Source organism: Nitrosomonas sp. Nm132, from assembly GCF_900100485.1.
Classification (GTDB): domain Bacteria; phylum Pseudomonadota; class Gammaproteobacteria; order Burkholderiales; family Nitrosomonadaceae; genus Nitrosomonas.
The window spans coordinates 1-18,089 of record NZ_FNDH01000027.1; the positions used below are offsets into that span (position 1 = coordinate 1).

An 18,089-nucleotide genomic window follows, 5' to 3' on the forward strand; every position below is an offset into this window, starting at 1 on the left:
ATCGAAGGTAAATGGGCTGTTTTACCGAAGCGGTGGGTAGTCGAACGCACGTTCTCCTGGCTGGGTAACTTTCGCCGTTTATCAAAGGACTTCGAAATCCTGCCAGGCACTGCCGAAAATATGATTCGAATCGCCATGATGAAAATAACACTTGCAAAATGCGTCTAATGTTTTGCCAGACAGCTTCTAAACGTTCCATAGCCAGCCTATCGCCGATAATCCTTATCGTGACCGCGAGACGCTTTCATAATTTATTTCATAGAAAACAGCCTTTGTGGCTGAGCGCAGGCTCAGCCACTGCTCCCGGCTATTCTCAATTCATTCACTTACTCGCTTTGATTGCAGTATAAGCAGTGAAAAGATTACGGTAATCGGGAATATGATTGGAAAACAGCGTTCCGAGACCCTCGACGTCATTTCGCCAGTCACGGTGCAGTTCACAGGCTATTGCAAACCAGCTCATCAACTGTGCGCCTGCTTCTGCCATGCGGCTCCAGGCAGCCTCGCGCGTAACCTCATTGAAAGTACCTGAGGCATCCGTCACAACAAATACCTCAAAACCTTCTTCCAAAGCGGAAAGCACAGGAAATGCCACACAAACCTCGGTAACGACACCGGCGATAATTAATTGCTTTCTACCCGTTTGCTTGACCGCTTTAACAAAATCTTCATTGTCCCAGGCATTAATTTGTCCAGGACGGGCGATGTAGGGCGCATCCGGAAAAATTTGCTTAAGCTCAGGTACCAGCGGGCCATTTGGACCATCCTCAAAACTGGTGGTCAGAATGGTCGGTAATTTAAAATACTTGGCTAAATCAGCTAAAGCCAATACGTTATTCTTGAATCTATCCGGCTCGAAATCACGTACCAGCGACAGCAAGCCAGCCTGGTGATCGACCAGTGCAACCAACGCGTTATTTTTATCGAGGCGATTGTATGAATTGCCCATTTTATTACTCCTTTATGTTATGCAAAAAAGACAACATCAACGCTGAGAATCCATCAACTCTCCCTCTCTGGCTACTTGCTGAGCTTTCTGGTAACGCCAAAGCGGCTACATTGGCGCGCAGTTCAAGGAGCGGAATATCTTTAACCACCTGAAACAAGCCACTTTGATGGTCGATCAACAACATTACCGCATCACTTGGCTCGATAGCAGGTATTGTTCCATTGAAATTAACTGGCGCGCTCATATCGCTCTATCTCCTATAAATTGAATGTACAGGTTGATACCCTGCCAACTAAATGGCTAGCAGGGAAAAGCCTAATGGGACAATTGCCCGAAATGCCCGCTATTAAAATCCGCGATTGCCTGGTCAATTTCAGCCTGACTATTCATGACGAAAGGACCTTGCCCAACAACCGGCTCGTCGATGGGCTCGCCGCTGAGCAAAAGCGCTACCACATTCTCCTGAGCTGCGAGCGATAGCATTTTGCCGATGCGATCGAGCAACACCATTTGCGCGGCTTTCACTTGTGATTCCCCATTGACCGATACCGCCCCATGCAAAACGATGAGCGCCGCACGCCAATCCTGTGGTAACGATAACTCGGCTGACTTTCCTTGGTGCAAGCGCAAGTCCCAAACATTCATGGGTGTGAACGTACGCGCAGATCCTGCATGGCCTAGGTAATTTCCTGCAATTACGCGCACGATACCTGCTTCATCAGGTAGCATGATCACTGGAATATCTGTTTTGAGAATTGCCTGGTAATGCGGTGCAGTCATTTTGTCCTTGGCAGGCAGATTGACCCATAGCTGCACCATCTCAAGCCGGCCGCCCAAACGTGTAAATGGCTCGGAATGAAATTCTTCGTGCAGAATGCCGGAGCCTGCAGTCATCCATTGCACGTCGCCGGGGCCAATCACCCCGCCCTGACCGGTTGAATCCCGATGCGCCACTTCACCGTGGTAAACAATGGTAACTGTTTCAAAACCACGATGTGGATGCTGCCCTACGCCACGCGGTTGCTCGGTTGGCGTAAAATCAGCCGGACCCGCATAATCCAGCAGCAAAAACGGGCTCAGTAATTTTCCATGGTTGCGATAAGAAAATAGCGATCGCACCGGAAAGCCATCGCCCACCCAATGGAGAGGGGGTGCATCATAAACACCTAGAATCGTTTTCATCGTCATCTCCTTACAGTGTTTATCCGATATTTGGATAAAAACCAGTGTACAGGCAGAATAGTCATCTGAATAGATCGCATAATCAGCCATCATTGTTCTATATGAGGAACGATAAACGATCAATGCAGGATCCCAATCAGATAGCTCGTTGCTTTTTTCATCAATCATGATGGGTTTTGGGAATTGCTTTCAGATGATTGTCCGTACAGGGCGTGACAGCATGCATCATGCGCGGTGACCTTGCTCCACGGTGCAAGGCAAAGATTTTAGATGCGTGAATGAAAGAGGCCAGCGCGGGGCCGATATCCCACGGATTGTTAAAGCTGAGTTGCTCCTATTGCCCGTCAAGGCCCAGCCAGTAAGATAGCTGCCGTCATGCCCATGAGCGTGATCATGGCCGCATCCTTGCATCATGCAGGCGCTGTCGGGCCGTGTTCCGCGACATGCTTGCCGTTAACCGGTCGACAAAATATTCACCTTGGAAAGCCATGCGACACCGCAACGCCGCCATTCAAGCACTTAACCCAAATTTATGAAATATTCGGGTTAATGTGTTCCAGGTTCTTTTCACTGACGGTTTCGGGATAGTCGAAGAACCAACGCATATCGCCATAATCGCTTCGAAAATATCCAGGTTTCTGATGCCGCAAGCTATATCTCAAGCACTCACAGCTCGTTGCGCCAAGTCTGGTCGTCGCTGTCAAACAGGCGATTGGCCTCTGCCGGACCCCAGCTTCCGGCCGCATAGGCAGGAATAAATTCGCGCTCGACCAGCCAATGCTTCAAAATGGGATCGACAACCCGCCACGCCCATTCCACCTCGTCAAAGCGAATGAACAGTGAGCGGTCGCCCTCGATCACGTCGAGCAATAGGGTTTCATAAGCATCAAGCGCCTGCTCGTCAGTTTTAAGGAAACTCGCGTTCATCTGCATCACCCGCGTGTCCATATCGAGCCCCGGCTGCTTAACGTGAATTTCCATGCGCATCGATTTCTCGGGCTGGATCGACAGCAGCACCCAGTTCGGCGCGATGGATTCCAGCGGTGTCTCGCGAAAAAGCAGCCGCGGCGGATGCTTGAAGCGGATCGCGATCATCGAAGTCTGTTTCGCCAGTCTTTTGCCTGTGCGCAGATAGAACGGCATACCCTGCCAGCGCCAGTTGTCGATGTAAAACTTGACGGCAACAAAAGTCTCAGTGAGAGAATTATCCTCGACATTCTCCTCCTGCTGGTAACCCACCACTGCCTGCCCGTCGATGTTGCCACGCGCATATTGTGCGCGCACTGCGTGAGCATGGACGGCGCGCTTGGCAATGGGGCGGATCGAGCGCAATACTTTGACCTTTTCGTCGCGCAACGCATCAGCCTCGAGTGCGGGCGGGGGCTCCATCGCCACCACGGTCATCAGCTGCATGAGGTGGTTCTGCAGCATGTCGCGCAGCGCACCGGCACGATCGTAGTAATCGGCGCGCTTTTCGATGCCGATCGACTCAGCCACCGTGATCTGCACATGGTCGATGAAATTGCGGTTCCACAACGGCTCGATCAGTGTGTTGGCGAAGCGGAACACGAGCAGGTTCTGCACTGTTTCCTTGCCGAGGAAATGGTCGATGCGGTAGACCTGCTCCTCATCGAAATACTGGTGCAACAGACGATTCAACACCTGCGCGGATTCGAGGTCTTCACCGAACGGTTTTTCGATTACCACCCGGTTCATGCCACGCGGCTTATTGAGCCCGACCGCTTCGAGGTTCTGGATCACCGCGACAAACTCCGATGGTTTAATTGCCAGGTAGAACACCGTACGCGAGCACGCTGATTCGGGCGGTAGGTTGGCTGCTAGCGCGCGGTATGATTCCACCTCATTGAGATCGCCCTGCTGGTAGCGGAAGCGGGCCAGGAAGCGTTCGAACACCGCACCTTCCAGCTTGGGCTTAACTTTATTATCCAGCATGTTGCGTATGTGCTCACGCCAGCTTTCGAGCGTCCAGCCGCGGCGCGAGAAAGCAACAATGGAGAGGTTTTCCGCCAACCGCGCGGCCACCTCCAGATGAAACAGCGCGGGCAGCAGCTTATTCGAGGCGAGATTGCCGGTTGCGCCGAAAATCACAAATGAACACGGCAAATCCCCGGGCTGGCGCTCCCTCGAGTTATTCATCTCAATGCTCCTTGACCGCATGACCGCCGAAACCCTGCCGCATTTTGGCCAACAGTTTCGCGGCATAGTCGTTCTTACCTTGCGTGGCGAAACGCATCGCCAGCGCGAGCGTCATGACTGGTGCCGGAATACCCTGTTCGACCGCAGCAAGCGCCGTCCAGCGGCCTTCACCCGAGTCAGTCACAAATGGCTGAATCGCAGCGAGCGTCTGATCCTCCGCCAGGAACTCAGCGGACAGATCAAGCAGCCACGAGCGCACCACGCTGCCGTGTCGCCATAGCTCGGAGATCGCCGCGAGATCAAGATTAAAACCGGATTTATCCTGCATCAATGCAAAACCCTCGGCAAAGGCCTGCATCATGCCGTACTCGATGCCATTGTGAACCATCTTCACATAATGCCCCGAACCGACCGGACCGGTATGCAGCCAGCCGCTCGTCGGTGTGGGTGCAAGCGCCTGCAGGTACGGCTGTAAGCGTGCCGCCGCAGCGTCCGATCCGCCAAACATGATGCAATAACCGTTTTCCAGTCCCCATACCCCGCCCGACACCCCGGCATCGACGAATTCGACGCCAAATTGCGCACAGTGTGCAGCGTGCGGCATATCATCCTTGTAGTGCGCATTCGCGCCATCCACGATCAAATCACCGGGCGACAACAAGGGCAGCACCGTGGATAACGCCGTTTCGGTCGCTTCACCGGCTGGCAGCATCAACCATACGATGCGCGGTGCTTCGAGCGCAGCAACCAGACTCGGATAGTCCACACAGGCCGTATGTCCGGTTTCCTTGACCAATGCTTCGGTCACGTCGAAGGTGCGGTTCATTACTGCGATTTTTATGCCTTGCCGGGCAAGACGGCGCGCCATGTTGCCACCCATCCGTCCCAAACCCACGATGCCGAATTCCATGCTTCCCTCCTCTAGTAGGATTTGATCAAGCCGCCAACCCGGTAGGCAGCTCGCATGCGACCCTCGCACATAGCAAGCACATCTACTTTTTTTTTGCGAAATTGCCATGCCCAGACACCAATACGCGCCCAAAAAGACTGACAAATGATCATAAAATAAGATTGCGTCCAATCATGATGGCACAAAACTTCAAAAAATTCGTTACCTTTCGGTGTGTCACAGAATTGAGTCACTTATCCCAACCATCGTTCTCCTTTCATGCCTCCCCTGCATAGCAACCAGCAAGGGCAACGACTAAAGCAGATCATCGACAACAGGCCGCAGTGCCTCATCTACCGCGTCTGGTGACCAGTAACATGATCACGTTACGCAACGCAGCGCTTGCTGGAATCGGTATCGCGCAACTCCCTGCCATGATGGTTCGAGAGGAGCTCGCTCAAGGCAAGCTCATACGTTTACTGCCAGAATGGGCGCCACGACGCGAAATCATTCATGTCGTCTTTCCCTCACGGCGCAGTTTGTTGCCTTCCGTTCGGGCTTTGATCGATTATCTGACCGATCGCTTTGAAACATTGGATGAGGATTAGCCAGCAAATCAGTGAATCGTTCCGGTAAAACCTTTACCATTCTCGGTGAGCTTGCCGAACCTCCAAGCAACTGACATCAGCCCTCGACAGGCTCAGGCCGAACGGCGTTTTCTGTAACCGTTATGCTGGAACGGTCTACTAGCTTAATCCGCCTCACGTTCCACATTACAACAGTGCAACGCTGTTTGCTCTTCTTCTATTTGGCTTAGAATGGTACCTGTTACCGGATTAGGACGAAAGGTCGTGCATCCTTTCAAACCGAGGTCATAAGCATGCTGATAGAGGTTACGAAATGCTCCGAAGTCATAATCCGTTGGCACGTTAATGGTTTTGGAAATGGCCTGGTCAACATAAGGCTGTATGGCTGCCTGCATTTGCAGGTGATCGGTGGGTGGAAGCTGGTGCGCATTGATAAATGAGGGAGGTAGAGACTCATGGCCACGCATCTTGCGCCAGCAAGCAACCGCATAATCGACTACTTGATATTCCGAGTAACCTCCGTCCAGCCCCAATACGCGCCGGGTATACTCACTATCAAAAACGGGCTCCAGACTGCTTGAAATATTATTGGCAAGCAAGCTGATCGTGCCAGTCGGCGCAATCGCCGTCAGGTGACTGTTACGTATGCCATGTTGCGCAATGCTGTGGCGGATAGATTCAGGCAAGGTACGTACAAAAGCGCCGGCAAGATATTTTTCCTGATCGAGGGATGGAAATGATCCTTTCTCCCGGGCAATCTCGACAGAAGTTCGGTAAGCCGCATGACAAATAGCCTGCATGACTGATTGCGCAGCCTGCAATGACGCTTTGCTGCCATAACGTATATTCAGCATCATCAGGGTATCGGCCAAACCCGTAATTCCCAAACCGATACGCCGGGAACAACGCGCCTGCGCGGCCTGATTGGGTAAGGGAAAATTAGAGGCGTCTATCACATTATCCAGCAAGCGCACGGCGGTGCTTGCGGTTGCACCAATAGCTGCTATATCAAGATGCGCTTGCTCCGTAAAAGGTTCACAAACGAATTGCGTCAGATTGATCGAACCAAGATTACAGGCGCCATAAGGAGGCAGCGGAACTTCACCACAAGGATTGGTCGCATGAATCCTCTCGCAATAATAAAGATTATTGAGTTGATTGATCCGGTCAATAAACAGTATGCCTGGCTCAGCATAGTCATAGGTGGCGCACATGATCTTTTCCCATAGCGCGCGGGCACGAATACGCTTGTATAGCTTGCACGGCGTGGGATGCTCGTAACCTGGCCATTCCTGCAGCACAACCTCACCCTCCACTGCATGCTCACTGACTGGAAAGACCAATGGCCAGTCTTCATCCTTCCTTACCGCAGCCAGAAAGCCATCGCTGACCAGCACGGAAATATTGAAGTGCCGTAACCGGGTTCGATCCTGTTTGGCTGCGATGAATTCTTCAATATCAGGATGGTCGCAACGCAATGTCCCCATCATGGCACCGCGGCGGGCGCCCGTAGAAAGGATGGTGGCGCACATGCTGTCCCAGATGTGCATGAAAGAAACCGGACCGGATGCAACTGAACCGACATTATAGGCTTGCGTGCCGCGCGGGCGCAGTGTGGAAAAATCATAGCCGACGCCCCCGCCCTGCTGCATCGTCAGCGCGCCTTCCTTAAGGGCGTTAAAGATACCTTCCATCGCGTCGGGTATGGTGCCCATGACAAAGCAGTTAAATAGCGTGACCTTATGCGCAGTCCCTACGCCGGCCTGAATGCGCCCCCCTGGCAGGAATTTAAAACGATGCAGAATGTCGTAAAAGCGCGCTTGCCAATATTCACGGCTACTTTCTCCTGCGGCCAGGGTAGATGCGATACGCCTCCAGCTATCGGCAATCGTGGCGTCATAAACCACAGCATTTTTACGATAACGGTATTTGGCTTCCCAGACATGCCGGGCAATTGGCGTGGTGAAATAGGGATCATCCATGGTTTGAGGATAACACCGATTTGACTTGATCAGATCTCAAAACGGTGTATGTGGCTCAGTACCCGCCTCTCCTATTTATTCAAACCTTCCCTAAGCGTAATACGTCAATTTTGAAAACCCTCTCCCGGCAGGGAGAAGGTTGCATCAAAGCCCTCTTGATTTCCGGGCTTAGTGGGAATGCGGATTCGCAACGCCACCCACTGCGTTGACGACTTCCTCGACCTCCATCATGCCTAAATCCTCATGGTCCAGGATATGGCAGTGCATCACGAACTTGCCGATATAGTCCCGGTACTGTGTATAAATGTTGGTGACGGCCGGTCCCTGCACCAACAGCGTATCCTTCCATACCAACTCGTCGGTGCCGTCTGGCCCTTTCCGCACCCACTGGAATGGATTGACATGGATATGAAATACATGGGGTGGCGGCAAGGAAGGTGGCTGACCAATACCTTCCGGTACGCCGGTAGGATCACCCACTGTCGTCAGCGCCCACATGTCGGTGGCGTTCAGCGGCAATTGACGCACATGGCTGGAGCTAAAAGCGCGGTAGTTGACTTGGAAATAGTTTTTTTGACCCTTCATGTCTTGACCGAGCTTGAAGATAACCTCCTGCACACCCAAGGCTGTCTTTCTCAGATCAGTGTCGCCGAATGGTGCCAGCGGAGCCATTTCTGCGCTGGTCGGCAAAGCCATGTCCTCGGTCTCATTGGAAACCCGCAGGATTGCCAGCAGATTCTCAGGCTCGTCTGCCTGCCGCAAGGATTTAGCCGACACGGTAGACTTATCGATGATCCGATAATCACCGGCTTTCATGCTCGCTTTGACCAGGATATCGCTACGGTAGCCCGGTTGAAGATCAATCGGCGTTCCCGCCTTCCAGGTATCAACGCGACCCAAATAATTGCCGTCCAAGGCAATTTCATGCAGATCATGACCCTCTACCACGAAAGCAATAGACTCACGGAAAGCGGTGTCAATCAAACGCCAGCGCTGCACCTCACCTCGTTTCATGGTGATGACAGGAACAATCTGCCCATTAATGGTGATGCGGCGATGTGAACACGGCCAAGTATCTTTATCACCATCTTGGTTACAATTCTTGGGTGTGGGTCTGGACGGGCCAGGAAAAAGGCTGGTTATGTTGTTAAGCTCTCCTTTCTGATCATAAAGAATAGTTTGTAGCACAAATATTTTCTCATTGGCATTAGCGGCAAGCAGTGATTTTGGTGTGGTCTTTGGGTCATCTTCTATGACGATAGCCCCCGCCATACCGCTACCCACCTGAATAGATGTGGAACCGTGGGCATGGGCATGATACCAGTAAGAGCCTATCGGATGGTTGGCCGGCAATTTCACCTCATTTTGAAATTGGCTTTGCGGTGCGATGTCCAGCAGGACATTATCACTATTGCCCGTGGGTGAGACATGGAGACCATGATAGTGCATGTTGGTGGTATTGAATGAAGCAGGTATGGTATCAAGATAGGCATTTCCGTTCTCCTGCTCAAACTGCGCCCGAATCTCATCTGCCGTCTCTTTGGGCAGTTGATTGTCGAGCAGCAAATTGATGACATCCCCTTGCCGGACACGTAAAGTGGGACCGACCAACTGACCATTGTAGGTACGCAGGGTGACTGGGCAACCGGCGATGGATATGGTAGCGGGATCGGTATACTGGGCGTTGAGGCGGGTATCCAGCACGCCGCCTTTGGAATGGATGTCAGGAGGATTCTGGAACGGCGCGTAGCCGTATTTTTTAACATCAATGTCTTGGTAAGTGCAAGCCGGAATGACGGGCTTGGGTTCGGCCAAAGCCGTGCTTGCGCAAACAGACAAACCAAGCACGATAAGCCCAAGAGGGATGAAGATGCGTTGCATAAAATTCTCCTATTGTCAGTGCAGCCTTGCCTGGCTCCTTCAACCCTTTGCGGCATCGAATGCTCCTAAGCAAAACCTTCTACTTGATGTTTATGGTAGCTGGTAACTCAGTTTCTATTGATCACTACTCGGGATTGCCATGATTCAGCAAGGATTGATGTTCACCCAATCAGCAGGTAATGAGGCGTCCCTGCAAAAGTAATTTTCAAAACGTTAACCCGAATATTTCATAAATTGGCACGTGCCAATTTATGAAATATTCGGGTTAATTATCTGCTAATTATCCAATCGACAGATCGGACGAATAGCACAACTTTGTTGCTTCTTTTCCTGAGTACAGTGGGTGTTTAGGTGTTTACGGAAACTTTATGCACGGTTGCCATGCAACCACTACAACTAATTTCGCTACAGATGAGCCATCATTTCGGCATCGAGCTGTTTCGCCAAATCCTGCAAGGCGGTAGAAATCGTGACCGGGTAAGTGGGAGCGGTATCAAGAGCAGTCATGGCTTTCGGCAGGCGCGTGTAGCTTGCCAGTGTCTGCTGACGTAACTCGTATAAAGGTATTTTCGCATGAATGCGCTGCCCTGCCTGCATGACCGGCACAAGAAGCGGCTGACCTTCATAGGAATCATTCTCCTCCAGCGCCACAATGTCATGACTGATCTCCCCCTGAGGCGTGTAATAGCGATAGACCTGCTTCCTTCCCGGCCAGGTAGCTTTGCCTTCTGAGCGTTTACGGCGCGGCTTACCTGCGTATTCCTGCAGCTTGTAGGCACAGTCGAACGCAGGCGCATCGCTGGAAATATCGAGTGCAGTACCAATGCCAAAACCGTCTATTGGCGCCTTGACTGACAACAAAGTCTGCAGCCGGTACTCATCCAGGTTGCCACTGGCAAAAATGGTTGTGCTCTGCAGACCGCCCTGATCGAGTATCTGGCGCACGTTGCGGGCATGCGCCGCCAGATCGCCGCTATCCAGGCGGACACCCTTAATGTCAATATGCGCTGCATGAAGTTTCGGCGCAAGCGTAACTACTTTACCGGCTGCTGCCTCAGTATCATAGGTGTCAATCAGCAAAACGACATTATCCGGATTGGAGCGGGCAAAGTGTTCAAAGGCCGTCGTCTCATCTGCATGGGCCTGAATGTAGGAATGCGCCATGGTCCCAAACAAGGGAATGTCGTAAAGCGCGCCTGCCAGCACAGTCGCTGTGCCAGAAAACCCCGCCAGATAGCTTGCCCGCGCTGCCAGCAATCCTGCTTCGGCACCATGCGCACGACGCATACCAAAGTCTACCAATACCTTATCGGGCGCGACCAGTACCGAGCGGGCAGCCTTGGATGCGATGAGCGTTTCGAAATGAAGGAGATTGATGAGGCGCGACTCGACCAATTGCGCTTGCGGCAGCGGGGCGGTAATTCGCAGGATAGGCTCGTTGGGAAAAAACAAGGTCCCTTCTGGCATAGCGTGAACATCTCCGCTGAAGCGAAACTGCTCAAGATAATCGATGACCGACGGGCGAAAGCGTGTGGCCAGCCAGCCGAGTTCCTCAGGTGAGAATCTCAGGTTTTCAAGAAAATCCAGCGCCTGTTCTAAGCCGGCCGCCACCATGAAATTCCGTCCAGGCGGCAGTTTGCGGATAAATAGCTCAAATACAGCCGTTTCTTGCATGCCTTGCTCAAGATAGCTTTGCAGCATGGTGAACTGATAAAGATCAGCGAGGAGCGGACTGGAAAGCGGATTCACGCAGCGATTGCCCCAAATGGGATCAGCGTTGCACCCAGGCGCTTCATTTCCCGCAGTGCATGCAAATTGTCATCAGGCTTCAGATTGATGGCACGGATCGCATCCTCGAGAACATAAGTCGCGTAATGTGCTTGCAGCGCGTCCTTGACAGTATTGAGCACGCAGTATTCAGTCGCAATGCCTCCGACAAACAAGCGGCGAATACCCGATGTCTGCAGTAAGGCATTGAACTGCGTGTCAGTAAAGCCAGAGTAGGCATCTTTCTCTCGCGTTGTCGCTTTGGAAATAACCTGGGTATTAATAGGAAATTCGATGTCTGGGTGAAATGCTGCCCCTGAGGTAGTGGCGATGCAGTGCGCGGGCCACTGGCCGCCTTGCTGCTGGAAAGAACAGTGATCGGATGGATGCCAGTCGCGGGTTGCAAAAACTGGTAGTCCGTGATCATGAAAAAGCCTCAGGTAGCGATTGATCACAGGGATGATCGTATCCCCCATCGGCACAGCCAGGCTGCCACCAGGCAGAAAATCATTCTGCATATCGACGATCACGAGCGCGTCGCCGCTAGCTAGAGTCACTTTCATATCGAATGAATTATTTAACTGTCAATATGCTACATTTTGATATATCGGCCTACCCGACACCGAGCGTTAGCCACCGCGAATCAATAAAACGGGCATAGATGCCGCCCGCACTACCCCTTCAGCGACACTTCCCAATACGAGGCGACTGAAACCCGTCCGGCCATGGGTGCCGATAACAATCAGCTCGGCCTGCCAGCGCTCGGCTTCTGCCACAATAATATTGGCAATCCGCTGACTTTTTGCCTCAAGTAACTTTGTTTCAGCTGCCAATCCCGCTTGCTGTACCAACGCTTGTGCCTGAGCCAGTATTTTTTCACTGCTTGCCCTGATGGTTTCTTGCAGTTCGGTATAATTGATATAGCTTTCATCTACCCAGTAAAGAACATCCTCAAATACATGTACGAGCTCCAGTTGAGTATGATGCTGCTGCGCCAGCCTGATCGCTTCCTGTAGTGCACATTCTGAAGTGGGGCTACCGTCAACCGGAACCAGAATTTTTTGATACATGATGCCTCCTCTGAAAATTAACCTTTCACACATACCTTGGGCCGAAGAAAGGCAACCCTGCGGGCAAGCCCTGCCTGCTCTGTCGCTTCTGCGACCAAGTCAACATCCTTATAGGCGCCGGGCGCTTCCTCGGCGACTCCACGCATGGAGCGCGAACGGATTAAGATGCCTTGCTGGGCAAGCTCGCTAATCAGCTGCTTCCCCTGCCAGCGTGATGATGCCTGGTGCCGGCTCAAGGCACGACCCGCCCCATGACTGGATGAAGCAAATGCGGCATTACCACTACTCCCCGCCAGCACGTAAGAGCCCGTCCCCATGCTCCCCCCGATGATCACCGGTTGACCTACCGCGCGATAGCGTTTTGGCAACGTGGCGTGCTCCGGACCAAATGCACGGGTTGCACCTTTACGGTGCACATGCAGCAATCGAGACTGACCATCAACCTCATGTTTTTCTATCTTGCAGGTATTGTGCGAAACATCAAATAGCGTTTCGAGTTCACTGTCCGGAAAAACTTCCCTGAATGTTTCACGGGCCAGATGCGTCAAGATTTGCCGGTTAGCCAGCGCGCAATTGATTCCAGCATTCATTGCACCGATATATTGCTGCCCTTCTGAAGATTTGATCGGCGCGCACGCCAGTTCGCGATCGGGTAAATGAATGCCGCAGCGACTAGCGGCCTTGGCTAGCATGACAAGATAATCCGTGCCAATTTGATGCCCTAATCCACGCGAACCACAATGTATCGAAATGATAATCTGACCTTCCTGCAATCCAAAAGCCTGCGCAGCAGCAGCGTCAAAAATACGGTCCACTACTTGAACTTCGAGATAATGATTGCCCGACCCAAGAGTGCCCATTTCACCCCGCTGGCGTTTCTTGGCCAATTCCGAAACGTTCGCTGGCACAGCGCCTGCCACACACCCCTGTTCTTCGATATACTCTAAATCTGCTTCTCTGCCATAACTTTGCTGAACCGCCCAGCGCGCGCCACCAAGCAGTACCTGATCGAGCTGCTTCGTGTCCAGCTTGAGCGCGCCTTCCTCACCCACACCAGCCGGAATGCTCTGGAATAACCTGTCAGCCAATGTTGAAAGCTGTGGAGCCACATCCTGCACATTCAGGTTACTGCGCAAGCAACGAATTCCACAGGAAATATCGAAACCAACGCCGCCAGCAGAAATGATACCGCCCTGTTCAGCATCAAATGCCGCGACCCCGCCAATGGGAAAGCCGTAGCCCCAATGTGCGTCCGGCATGGTCATGGCAGCGCCTACCAAACCAGGCAACGATGCGACGTTGGTAATCTGCTCAAGTACCTTATCGTCCATACTAACCAGCAAGGGAGCGCTACCGTATAGCAAGATCTCCTTGCGACTCTCGCCTGGTTTAAGGGGAAGCGTCCACAGATAAGGCTGAATTTGATGTAATTGCTGTAAATCCATCTTGTACCTCCTCTATCTTATACGTCTACCACACAACGCGCTTCCCACATTGCGCCGGTTTGCTTGACTGAAAGCATCGTCAAAGTCGCACCTTTAACTTCAACACCGCGTTCTAAATCCGCATGCCATTTTTCACCTAGCGCCTCGGCATGCCACAGATTCCCCTGGCGATGAATACGAAAGCGGCAAAAAACCATGCCTAACTCACGCGCTTTTCCCAACAACAGATTGAGCCAAGTTACCAAAGCAAGTTCGAGATCGTCTTCTTCAAACTCAAAAACTACAGAGGTATCAGGCTGTACCGTATCAAGATCGGTCATAATGGCGAACACTGCTTGAGCGGCTGCTTCAAATGCTTGTTCAATTGTTGATCCACGACCAATGATGCCGACATCGGCATCGTGCTCGAAATAAAGTGGAATCATTTTTTGCATTTTTGGACAAGATGCACTCAATTAACTAAATAATGCAGCCAGAAAAATAAGCGGCATAAACTTAAATATCATGCCTTGCAAGAAATATCTTAACATTAGAGAGATGAGCCAGATATATAGTTGCACAGATCATGGCAACCCATTCTGATTTCAGTTAAAATCGGCATCGAATCATTGTTACCTCTTCTCGTGGAAACTATATCAGGCATTTTTTATGATTCTTATTCTCAAACCGGGTATGCTTTCTGAGAGCCCCGAATATAAGCAATTACTTGCTTACCTCACCAATCTTGCAGGCATTACTGTGCGCGCCCATACTGAAGTGGGTATTGAGCAGACACTGACGGAAGTCTACTTGATTGGCAATACCAAGGCATTATTGCTTGAAGATATGCAAAGTCTGCCGTGTGTCGAACGGGTAGTCCGCATCTCTGAAGAATATCGTGTTCTCGGACGACACGAAAATGATGTCCGCCCGGCCTATTTCGACTATAACGGGGTACGGTTTGGTCAAGATACCTTGAATGTATTTGCTGGGTTATGCGCTGTCGACACGCTAGAGCATGTAGAATTAATGATGAAAGCATTGCGTGATCATGGCCAGGTTTGTACCCGCATGGGCGCCTATAAGCCACGCACGAGCCCTTACTCATTCCAGGGGCATGGCAAGGCCTGTCTTCCTTATGTATTTGATCTCGCTGGCAAATATGAGATCAAAGTGATTGCCATGGAAGTCACTCACGAATCACATGTTGAGGAGATTCGGGAAGCACTCTATCAAACTGGCAACTCAACGGGTGTGATACTGCAAATTGGTACGCGCAATACCCAGAATTTCGAGTTATTGAAAATCGTTGGCCGCCAGCAGGATTTTCCAGTACTGATTAAGCGTGGTTTTGGCATTACCTTGGATGAATCGCTTAATGCAGCGGAATATCTGGCCTCTGAAGGAAATCGCAAAGTGGTTTTTGGCTTGCGCGGGATGAAAACCAATATGGGTGACCCTCATCGTAATTTTGTAGATTTTGCGCATGTTCCTGTAGTCAAGCGCCTAACTCGTATGCCGGTTTGTATTGACCCCTCCCACTCAGTGGGGATCCGCACTGGCTCACCCGATGGAATTCTTGATGTCATGCATGCAACTGCCCAGGGAGTTATCGCAGGCGCCAATATGATATTGGTTGATTTCCACCCAGTACCTAGCAAGGCGCTGGTTGATGGCCCTCAAGCATTATTACTTAAAGAATTACCCCTCTTTCTGGAAGATGTTCGTATTGCTCGCGAAGCCTATGAGAAACGAGTAGAACTGGTCAAACGATATCAGAAAGCCGGATAGGCTTTTCGTAAATATACTCATCACACTTCAAAATTCGGTTTTTATAATCCCTCTTCCGACCTTCTCCCAGCGGGAGAAGGTATAGCTGCCGAATTTTGAAGTGAGATGAGTATACATCCGGCTGAACAAAATCTTTCTTATTAATCAAAGGACAAGAGAGAGCGCATGTCAATTTATGAAATATTCTGACCAGATATCTTATAATCACCTTAAAGTATGTATGGCCGAATAATTGGGAGGTACGAATGCCTATTGTCGGTAATGCCAGATATTGTCTTCAGGGAGAATAACCAATGATCAAAGTTTTGCTTGCAAACCCGAGAGGTTTTTGTGCCGGTGTGGATCGTGCCATTGAAATTGTTGAACGCGCATTAACCATGCATGGCGCACCTATTTATGTGCGACATGAAGTCGTACACAATCGTTTTGTCGTGGAAGATTTGGAAAGAAAAGGCGCTGTATTTGTTGAGAATCTGGAAGAAGTTCCACAAGAAAGTATTCTGATTTTCAGTGCACATGGTGTCTCGCATGCAGTGCGGCGAGAAGCAGCTGCACGCAAACTCAAGATATTCGATGCGACCTGTCCGCTGGTCACTAAAGTGCATGTCGAAGTCGCCAAAATGCGCAAAGAGGGGAAAGAGATCATCATGATTGGCCATGAGGGTCATCCTGAAGTTGAAGGAACCATGGGTCAGGTGGAAGGAAATGATAGTGGGATGTATTTGGTGGAAACAGAAGAAGATGTTGCGGAGTTACAGGTTAGAAACGAGCATAATCTTACTTATGTCACCCAAACGACCTTATCGGTCGATGATGCTGCACGTGTCATCGAAGCATTAAAACGGCGTTTTCCCAAAATCATCGGCCCCAAAAAGGATGATATCTGTTACGCCACGCAAAACCGCCAGGATGCCGTCAAAAAGATGGTTAAGCACTGTGATTTGGTCATTGTGGTAGGCTCTCCCAATAGCTCAAATTCCAATCGCTTATGTGAAGTGGCGCGTAATGCCAACGTTGAAGCCTATATGGTTGACCGTGCTGAACAATTACAGGAAGCCTGGTTAATTGGAAAAAGTCGCATTGGCATCACTGCTGGGGCCTCGGCGCCAGAAATATTGGTGCAACAGGTCCTAGACAGGCTTAAACAGATTGGCGCCAAACAATCGGGTAGCGATGTCATCATAGAAGAATTAAGTGGCGTCATTGAGTCAGTGGTATTTCCACTTCCTAAGGCAGAAGCGATCCCTCTGGATAAATATATTCGCGAAGCAAATTAATAGACCCCCCATCCTTTTTGATAAGGGCTGGTATCAAAGGGTTGAGATCTGCCCATAATCTCATTCAGCAAAATTTGAGTACTGCCCGGCGACATGGTTACGCCATAGCGGAAATGCCCGCTATTAATGAATAGGTTATTCAATAGCGGATGGCGGCCGATAGTGGGAATATTGGATGGCGAACCTGGTCTGAGACCTGCCCATTGATTTATTAGCGGCATCGCCTTTAACTGTGGTAGTAATCTTTGGGCGCGTTCAGATAAATGCTCGCGCGCGGCTGGCGTCGTTTGTTTGTTAAAGCCAACGTCTTCCACTGTGCTACCGATGAGCAAATATCCATCGCGCCGAGGAATCAGATATAAATCCCCCTGGAGCACAATCGACCCCAGCGGCGGTTCTTCAAACTTGTATAACAACATTTGTCCGCGCATCGGCTTAATGTCAAGACCGAGCGCATGCTTTCCTAACACTTGTTTGCTCCATGCGCCCGCAGTGATGACAAAGCGATCAGCACACCATTTACCGCAAGAGGTGACAAGCCAGTGAAGCCGGTTATTCTGGGTGATGATTTCTTGTACCTCACAGTACTCAATAATACGCCCTCCCAGTTGCAAGACTTGCTTGTGTAGCGCGCATAGCAAGTGGGGGTTGCGTACTTGTGCGATGCGGGGAAGAAACAGCAAGCTCTCCACTTTGAAATGAAGAGGGTCGATTTGTTCACTAAATGGTAGAAGCCGGGTGAATACATTCTGCTCCACATCAACCTCATGTGCAATGCGCCATGTTTGAGCGGCCTCTGCGTGATAAGGCGGCAGCACAAGCATTCCACTTACCTCGTACTGAGCATCAATACCCGTTAATGCATACAGTTCCGCCACCCATGCTGGAAACATAGCCGCACTATAATCAGTAAGGCACGTCACGGCATCCGAATAATCCCAGGGACATAGCGGTGACAAAATACCGCCTCCCGCCCAAGAGGATTCTTGCCCCACTTTGCCACGTTCCAGAATCGTGACAGTTGCGCCTTCTTCCAGCAATCGCACTGCAGCAGCAAGACCAATTATTCCAGCACCTATCACAATGAAATCTTGTGTCACTCCATTCATATAGCAATCGTTGATTATATGTGT

Annotated in this window: 18 protein-coding genes; 4 read left to right on the top strand and 14 right to left on the bottom strand. The window is 50.9% G+C overall.

Going from position 1 to position 18,089, the window contains the following annotated elements:
* A partial coding sequence (locus tag BLP80_RS10050) for a transposase (protein WP_143002210.1) occupies nt 1–168 on the top strand: 168 nt, incomplete at its 5' end.
* Nucleotides 169–322: 154 nt separating this feature from the next.
* Here BLP80_RS10050 and ycaC read toward each other — a convergent pair.
* The 6 genes from ycaC to BLP80_RS15670 form a co-directional block, all read right to left on the bottom strand.
* Entirely contained in the window at nt 323–949 is a 627-nt protein-coding gene (gene ycaC, locus BLP80_RS10055; RefSeq protein ID WP_090542863.1) for an isochorismate family cysteine hydrolase YcaC, read from the bottom strand.
* Between the two features lie 4 nt (nt 950–953).
* The gene (locus tag BLP80_RS15930) at nt 954–1,193 is read right to left on the bottom strand and encodes a hypothetical protein (protein ID WP_218120424.1); all 240 of its coding nucleotides are present in this window, start codon (nt 1,191–1,193) and stop codon (nt 954–956) included.
* Between the two features lie 71 nt (nt 1,194–1,264).
* Nucleotides 1,265–2,131 (bottom strand): pirin family protein, encoded by an 867-nt coding sequence (locus tag BLP80_RS10065; protein WP_090542915.1) that lies wholly within the window; start codon nt 2,129–2,131, stop codon nt 1,265–1,267.
* Between the two features lie 666 nt (nt 2,132–2,797).
* Nucleotides 2,798–4,288: a glucose-6-phosphate dehydrogenase gene (gene zwf / locus BLP80_RS10070; protein WP_090542866.1), complete on the bottom strand. Its 1,491-nt coding sequence runs from the start codon at nt 4,286–4,288 to the stop codon at nt 2,798–2,800.
* Between the two features lies 1 nt (nt 4,289).
* Nucleotides 4,290–5,198 carry a phosphogluconate dehydrogenase (NAD(+)-dependent, decarboxylating) gene (gene gnd / locus BLP80_RS10075; RefSeq protein ID WP_090542868.1) on the bottom strand — a complete coding sequence of 303 codons (909 nt, stop codon included), beginning with the start codon at nt 5,196–5,198 and terminating at the stop codon, nt 4,290–4,292.
* A gap of 11 nt (nt 5,199–5,209) precedes the next feature.
* On the bottom strand, nt 5,210–5,350 hold the full coding sequence (locus BLP80_RS15670; RefSeq protein ID WP_176754333.1) for a hypothetical protein: 141 nt from the start codon (nt 5,348–5,350) through the stop codon (nt 5,210–5,212).
* Nucleotides 5,351–5,521: 171 nt separating this feature from the next.
* Here BLP80_RS15670 and BLP80_RS10085 point away from each other — a divergent pair, with 171 nt between their 5' ends.
* Nucleotides 5,522–5,785: a LysR substrate-binding domain-containing protein gene (locus BLP80_RS10085; RefSeq protein WP_256325038.1), complete on the top strand. Its 264-nt coding sequence runs from the start codon at nt 5,522–5,524 to the stop codon at nt 5,783–5,785.
* Nucleotides 5,786–5,928: 143 nt separating this feature from the next.
* On the opposite strand, the gene BLP80_RS10090 is transcribed toward BLP80_RS10085, so the two are convergent.
* From BLP80_RS10090 to BLP80_RS10120, 7 genes are all read right to left on the bottom strand, one after another.
* A complete protein-coding gene (locus BLP80_RS10090; protein WP_090542874.1) occupies nt 5,929–7,746 on the bottom strand; it encodes an adenosylcobalamin-dependent ribonucleoside-diphosphate reductase in 1,818 nt (605 codons plus the stop codon).
* A gap of 168 nt (nt 7,747–7,914) precedes the next feature.
* A complete protein-coding gene (locus BLP80_RS10095; RefSeq protein ID WP_090542876.1) occupies nt 7,915–9,627 on the bottom strand; it encodes a multicopper oxidase family protein in 1,713 nt (570 codons plus the stop codon).
* Between the two features lie 405 nt (nt 9,628–10,032).
* On the bottom strand, nt 10,033–11,376 hold the full coding sequence (locus BLP80_RS10100) for a nicotinate phosphoribosyltransferase (protein ID WP_090542878.1): 1,344 nt from the start codon (nt 11,374–11,376) through the stop codon (nt 10,033–10,035).
* Nucleotides 11,373–11,957 (bottom strand): isochorismatase family protein, encoded by a 585-nt coding sequence (locus tag BLP80_RS10105; protein WP_090542880.1) that lies wholly within the window; start codon nt 11,955–11,957, stop codon nt 11,373–11,375. Before BLP80_RS10105 ends, BLP80_RS10100 begins: the two co-directional genes overlap by 4 nt.
* 66 nt (nt 11,958–12,023) lie before the next feature.
* Nucleotides 12,024–12,464: a universal stress protein gene (locus tag BLP80_RS10110; protein WP_090542882.1), complete on the bottom strand. Its 441-nt coding sequence runs from the start codon at nt 12,462–12,464 to the stop codon at nt 12,024–12,026.
* A gap of 17 nt (nt 12,465–12,481) precedes the next feature.
* The gene (locus tag BLP80_RS10115; protein WP_090542883.1) at nt 12,482–13,909 is read right to left on the bottom strand and encodes an RtcB family protein; all 1,428 of its coding nucleotides are present in this window, start codon (nt 13,907–13,909) and stop codon (nt 12,482–12,484) included.
* Nucleotides 13,910–13,926: 17 nt separating this feature from the next.
* On the bottom strand, nt 13,927–14,343 hold the full coding sequence (locus BLP80_RS10120) for an archease (protein ID WP_256203640.1): 417 nt from the start codon (nt 14,341–14,343) through the stop codon (nt 13,927–13,929).
* A 214-nt stretch (nt 14,344–14,557) separates the two neighbouring features.
* Here BLP80_RS10120 and BLP80_RS10125 point away from each other — a divergent pair, with 214 nt between their 5' ends.
* Together BLP80_RS10125 and ispH are read left to right on the top strand one after the other, a co-directional pair.
* Entirely contained in the window at nt 14,558–15,679 is a 1,122-nt protein-coding gene (locus BLP80_RS10125; protein ID WP_090542885.1) for a hypothetical protein, read from the top strand.
* Between the two features lie 293 nt (nt 15,680–15,972).
* Nucleotides 15,973–16,956, top strand: coding sequence for a 4-hydroxy-3-methylbut-2-enyl diphosphate reductase (gene ispH, locus BLP80_RS10130; RefSeq protein ID WP_090542886.1), 984 nt, complete (start codon nt 15,973–15,975; stop codon nt 16,954–16,956).
* Here ispH and thiO read toward each other — a convergent pair.
* Complete coding sequence (thiO, locus tag BLP80_RS10135) at nt 16,953–18,065, bottom strand: glycine oxidase ThiO (protein WP_176754334.1); 1,113 nt, start codon at nt 18,063–18,065, stop codon at nt 16,953–16,955. The genes ispH and thiO overlap by 4 nt on opposite strands.
* Nucleotides 18,066–18,089 lie beyond the last annotated feature (24 nt).

Coding starts and splice junctions, on each gene's coding strand:
- thiO (WP_176754334.1), bottom strand. CDS start 18,065: ATGAATGGAGTGACACAAGATTTCATTGTGATAGGTGCTGGAATAATT.
- BLP80_RS10065 (WP_090542915.1), bottom strand. CDS start 2,131: ATGAAAACGATTCTAGGTGTTTATGATGCACCCCCTCTCCATTGGGTG.
- BLP80_RS10110 (WP_090542882.1), bottom strand. CDS start 12,464: ATGTATCAAAAAATTCTGGTTCCGGTTGACGGTAGCCCCACTTCAGAA.
- ispH (WP_090542886.1), top strand. CDS start 15,973: ATGATCAAAGTTTTGCTTGCAAACCCGAGAGGTTTTTGTGCCGGTGTG.
- BLP80_RS15670 (WP_176754333.1), bottom strand. CDS start 5,350: ATGATCATTTGTCAGTCTTTTTGGGCGCGTATTGGTGTCTGGGCATGG.
- zwf (WP_090542866.1), bottom strand. CDS start 4,288: ATGAATAACTCGAGGGAGCGCCAGCCCGGGGATTTGCCGTGTTCATTT.
- BLP80_RS10105 (WP_090542880.1), bottom strand. CDS start 11,957: ATGAAAGTGACTCTAGCTAGCGGCGACGCGCTCGTGATCGTCGATATG.
- BLP80_RS10115 (WP_090542883.1), bottom strand. CDS start 13,909: ATGGATTTACAGCAATTACATCAAATTCAGCCTTATCTGTGGACGCTT.
- BLP80_RS10090 (WP_090542874.1), bottom strand. CDS start 7,746: ATGGATGATCCCTATTTCACCACGCCAATTGCCCGGCATGTCTGGGAA.
- ycaC (WP_090542863.1), bottom strand. CDS start 949: ATGGGCAATTCATACAATCGCCTCGATAAAAATAACGCGTTGGTTGCA.
- gnd (WP_090542868.1), bottom strand. CDS start 5,198: ATGGAATTCGGCATCGTGGGTTTGGGACGGATGGGTGGCAACATGGCG.
- BLP80_RS10120 (WP_256203640.1), bottom strand. CDS start 14,343: ATGCAAAAAATGATTCCACTTTATTTCGAGCACGATGCCGATGTCGGC.
- BLP80_RS10095 (WP_090542876.1), bottom strand. CDS start 9,627: ATGCAACGCATCTTCATCCCTCTTGGGCTTATCGTGCTTGGTTTGTCT.
- BLP80_RS10125 (WP_090542885.1), top strand. CDS start 14,558: ATGATTCTTATTCTCAAACCGGGTATGCTTTCTGAGAGCCCCGAATAT.
- BLP80_RS15930 (WP_218120424.1), bottom strand. CDS start 1,193: ATGAGCGCGCCAGTTAATTTCAATGGAACAATACCTGCTATCGAGCCA.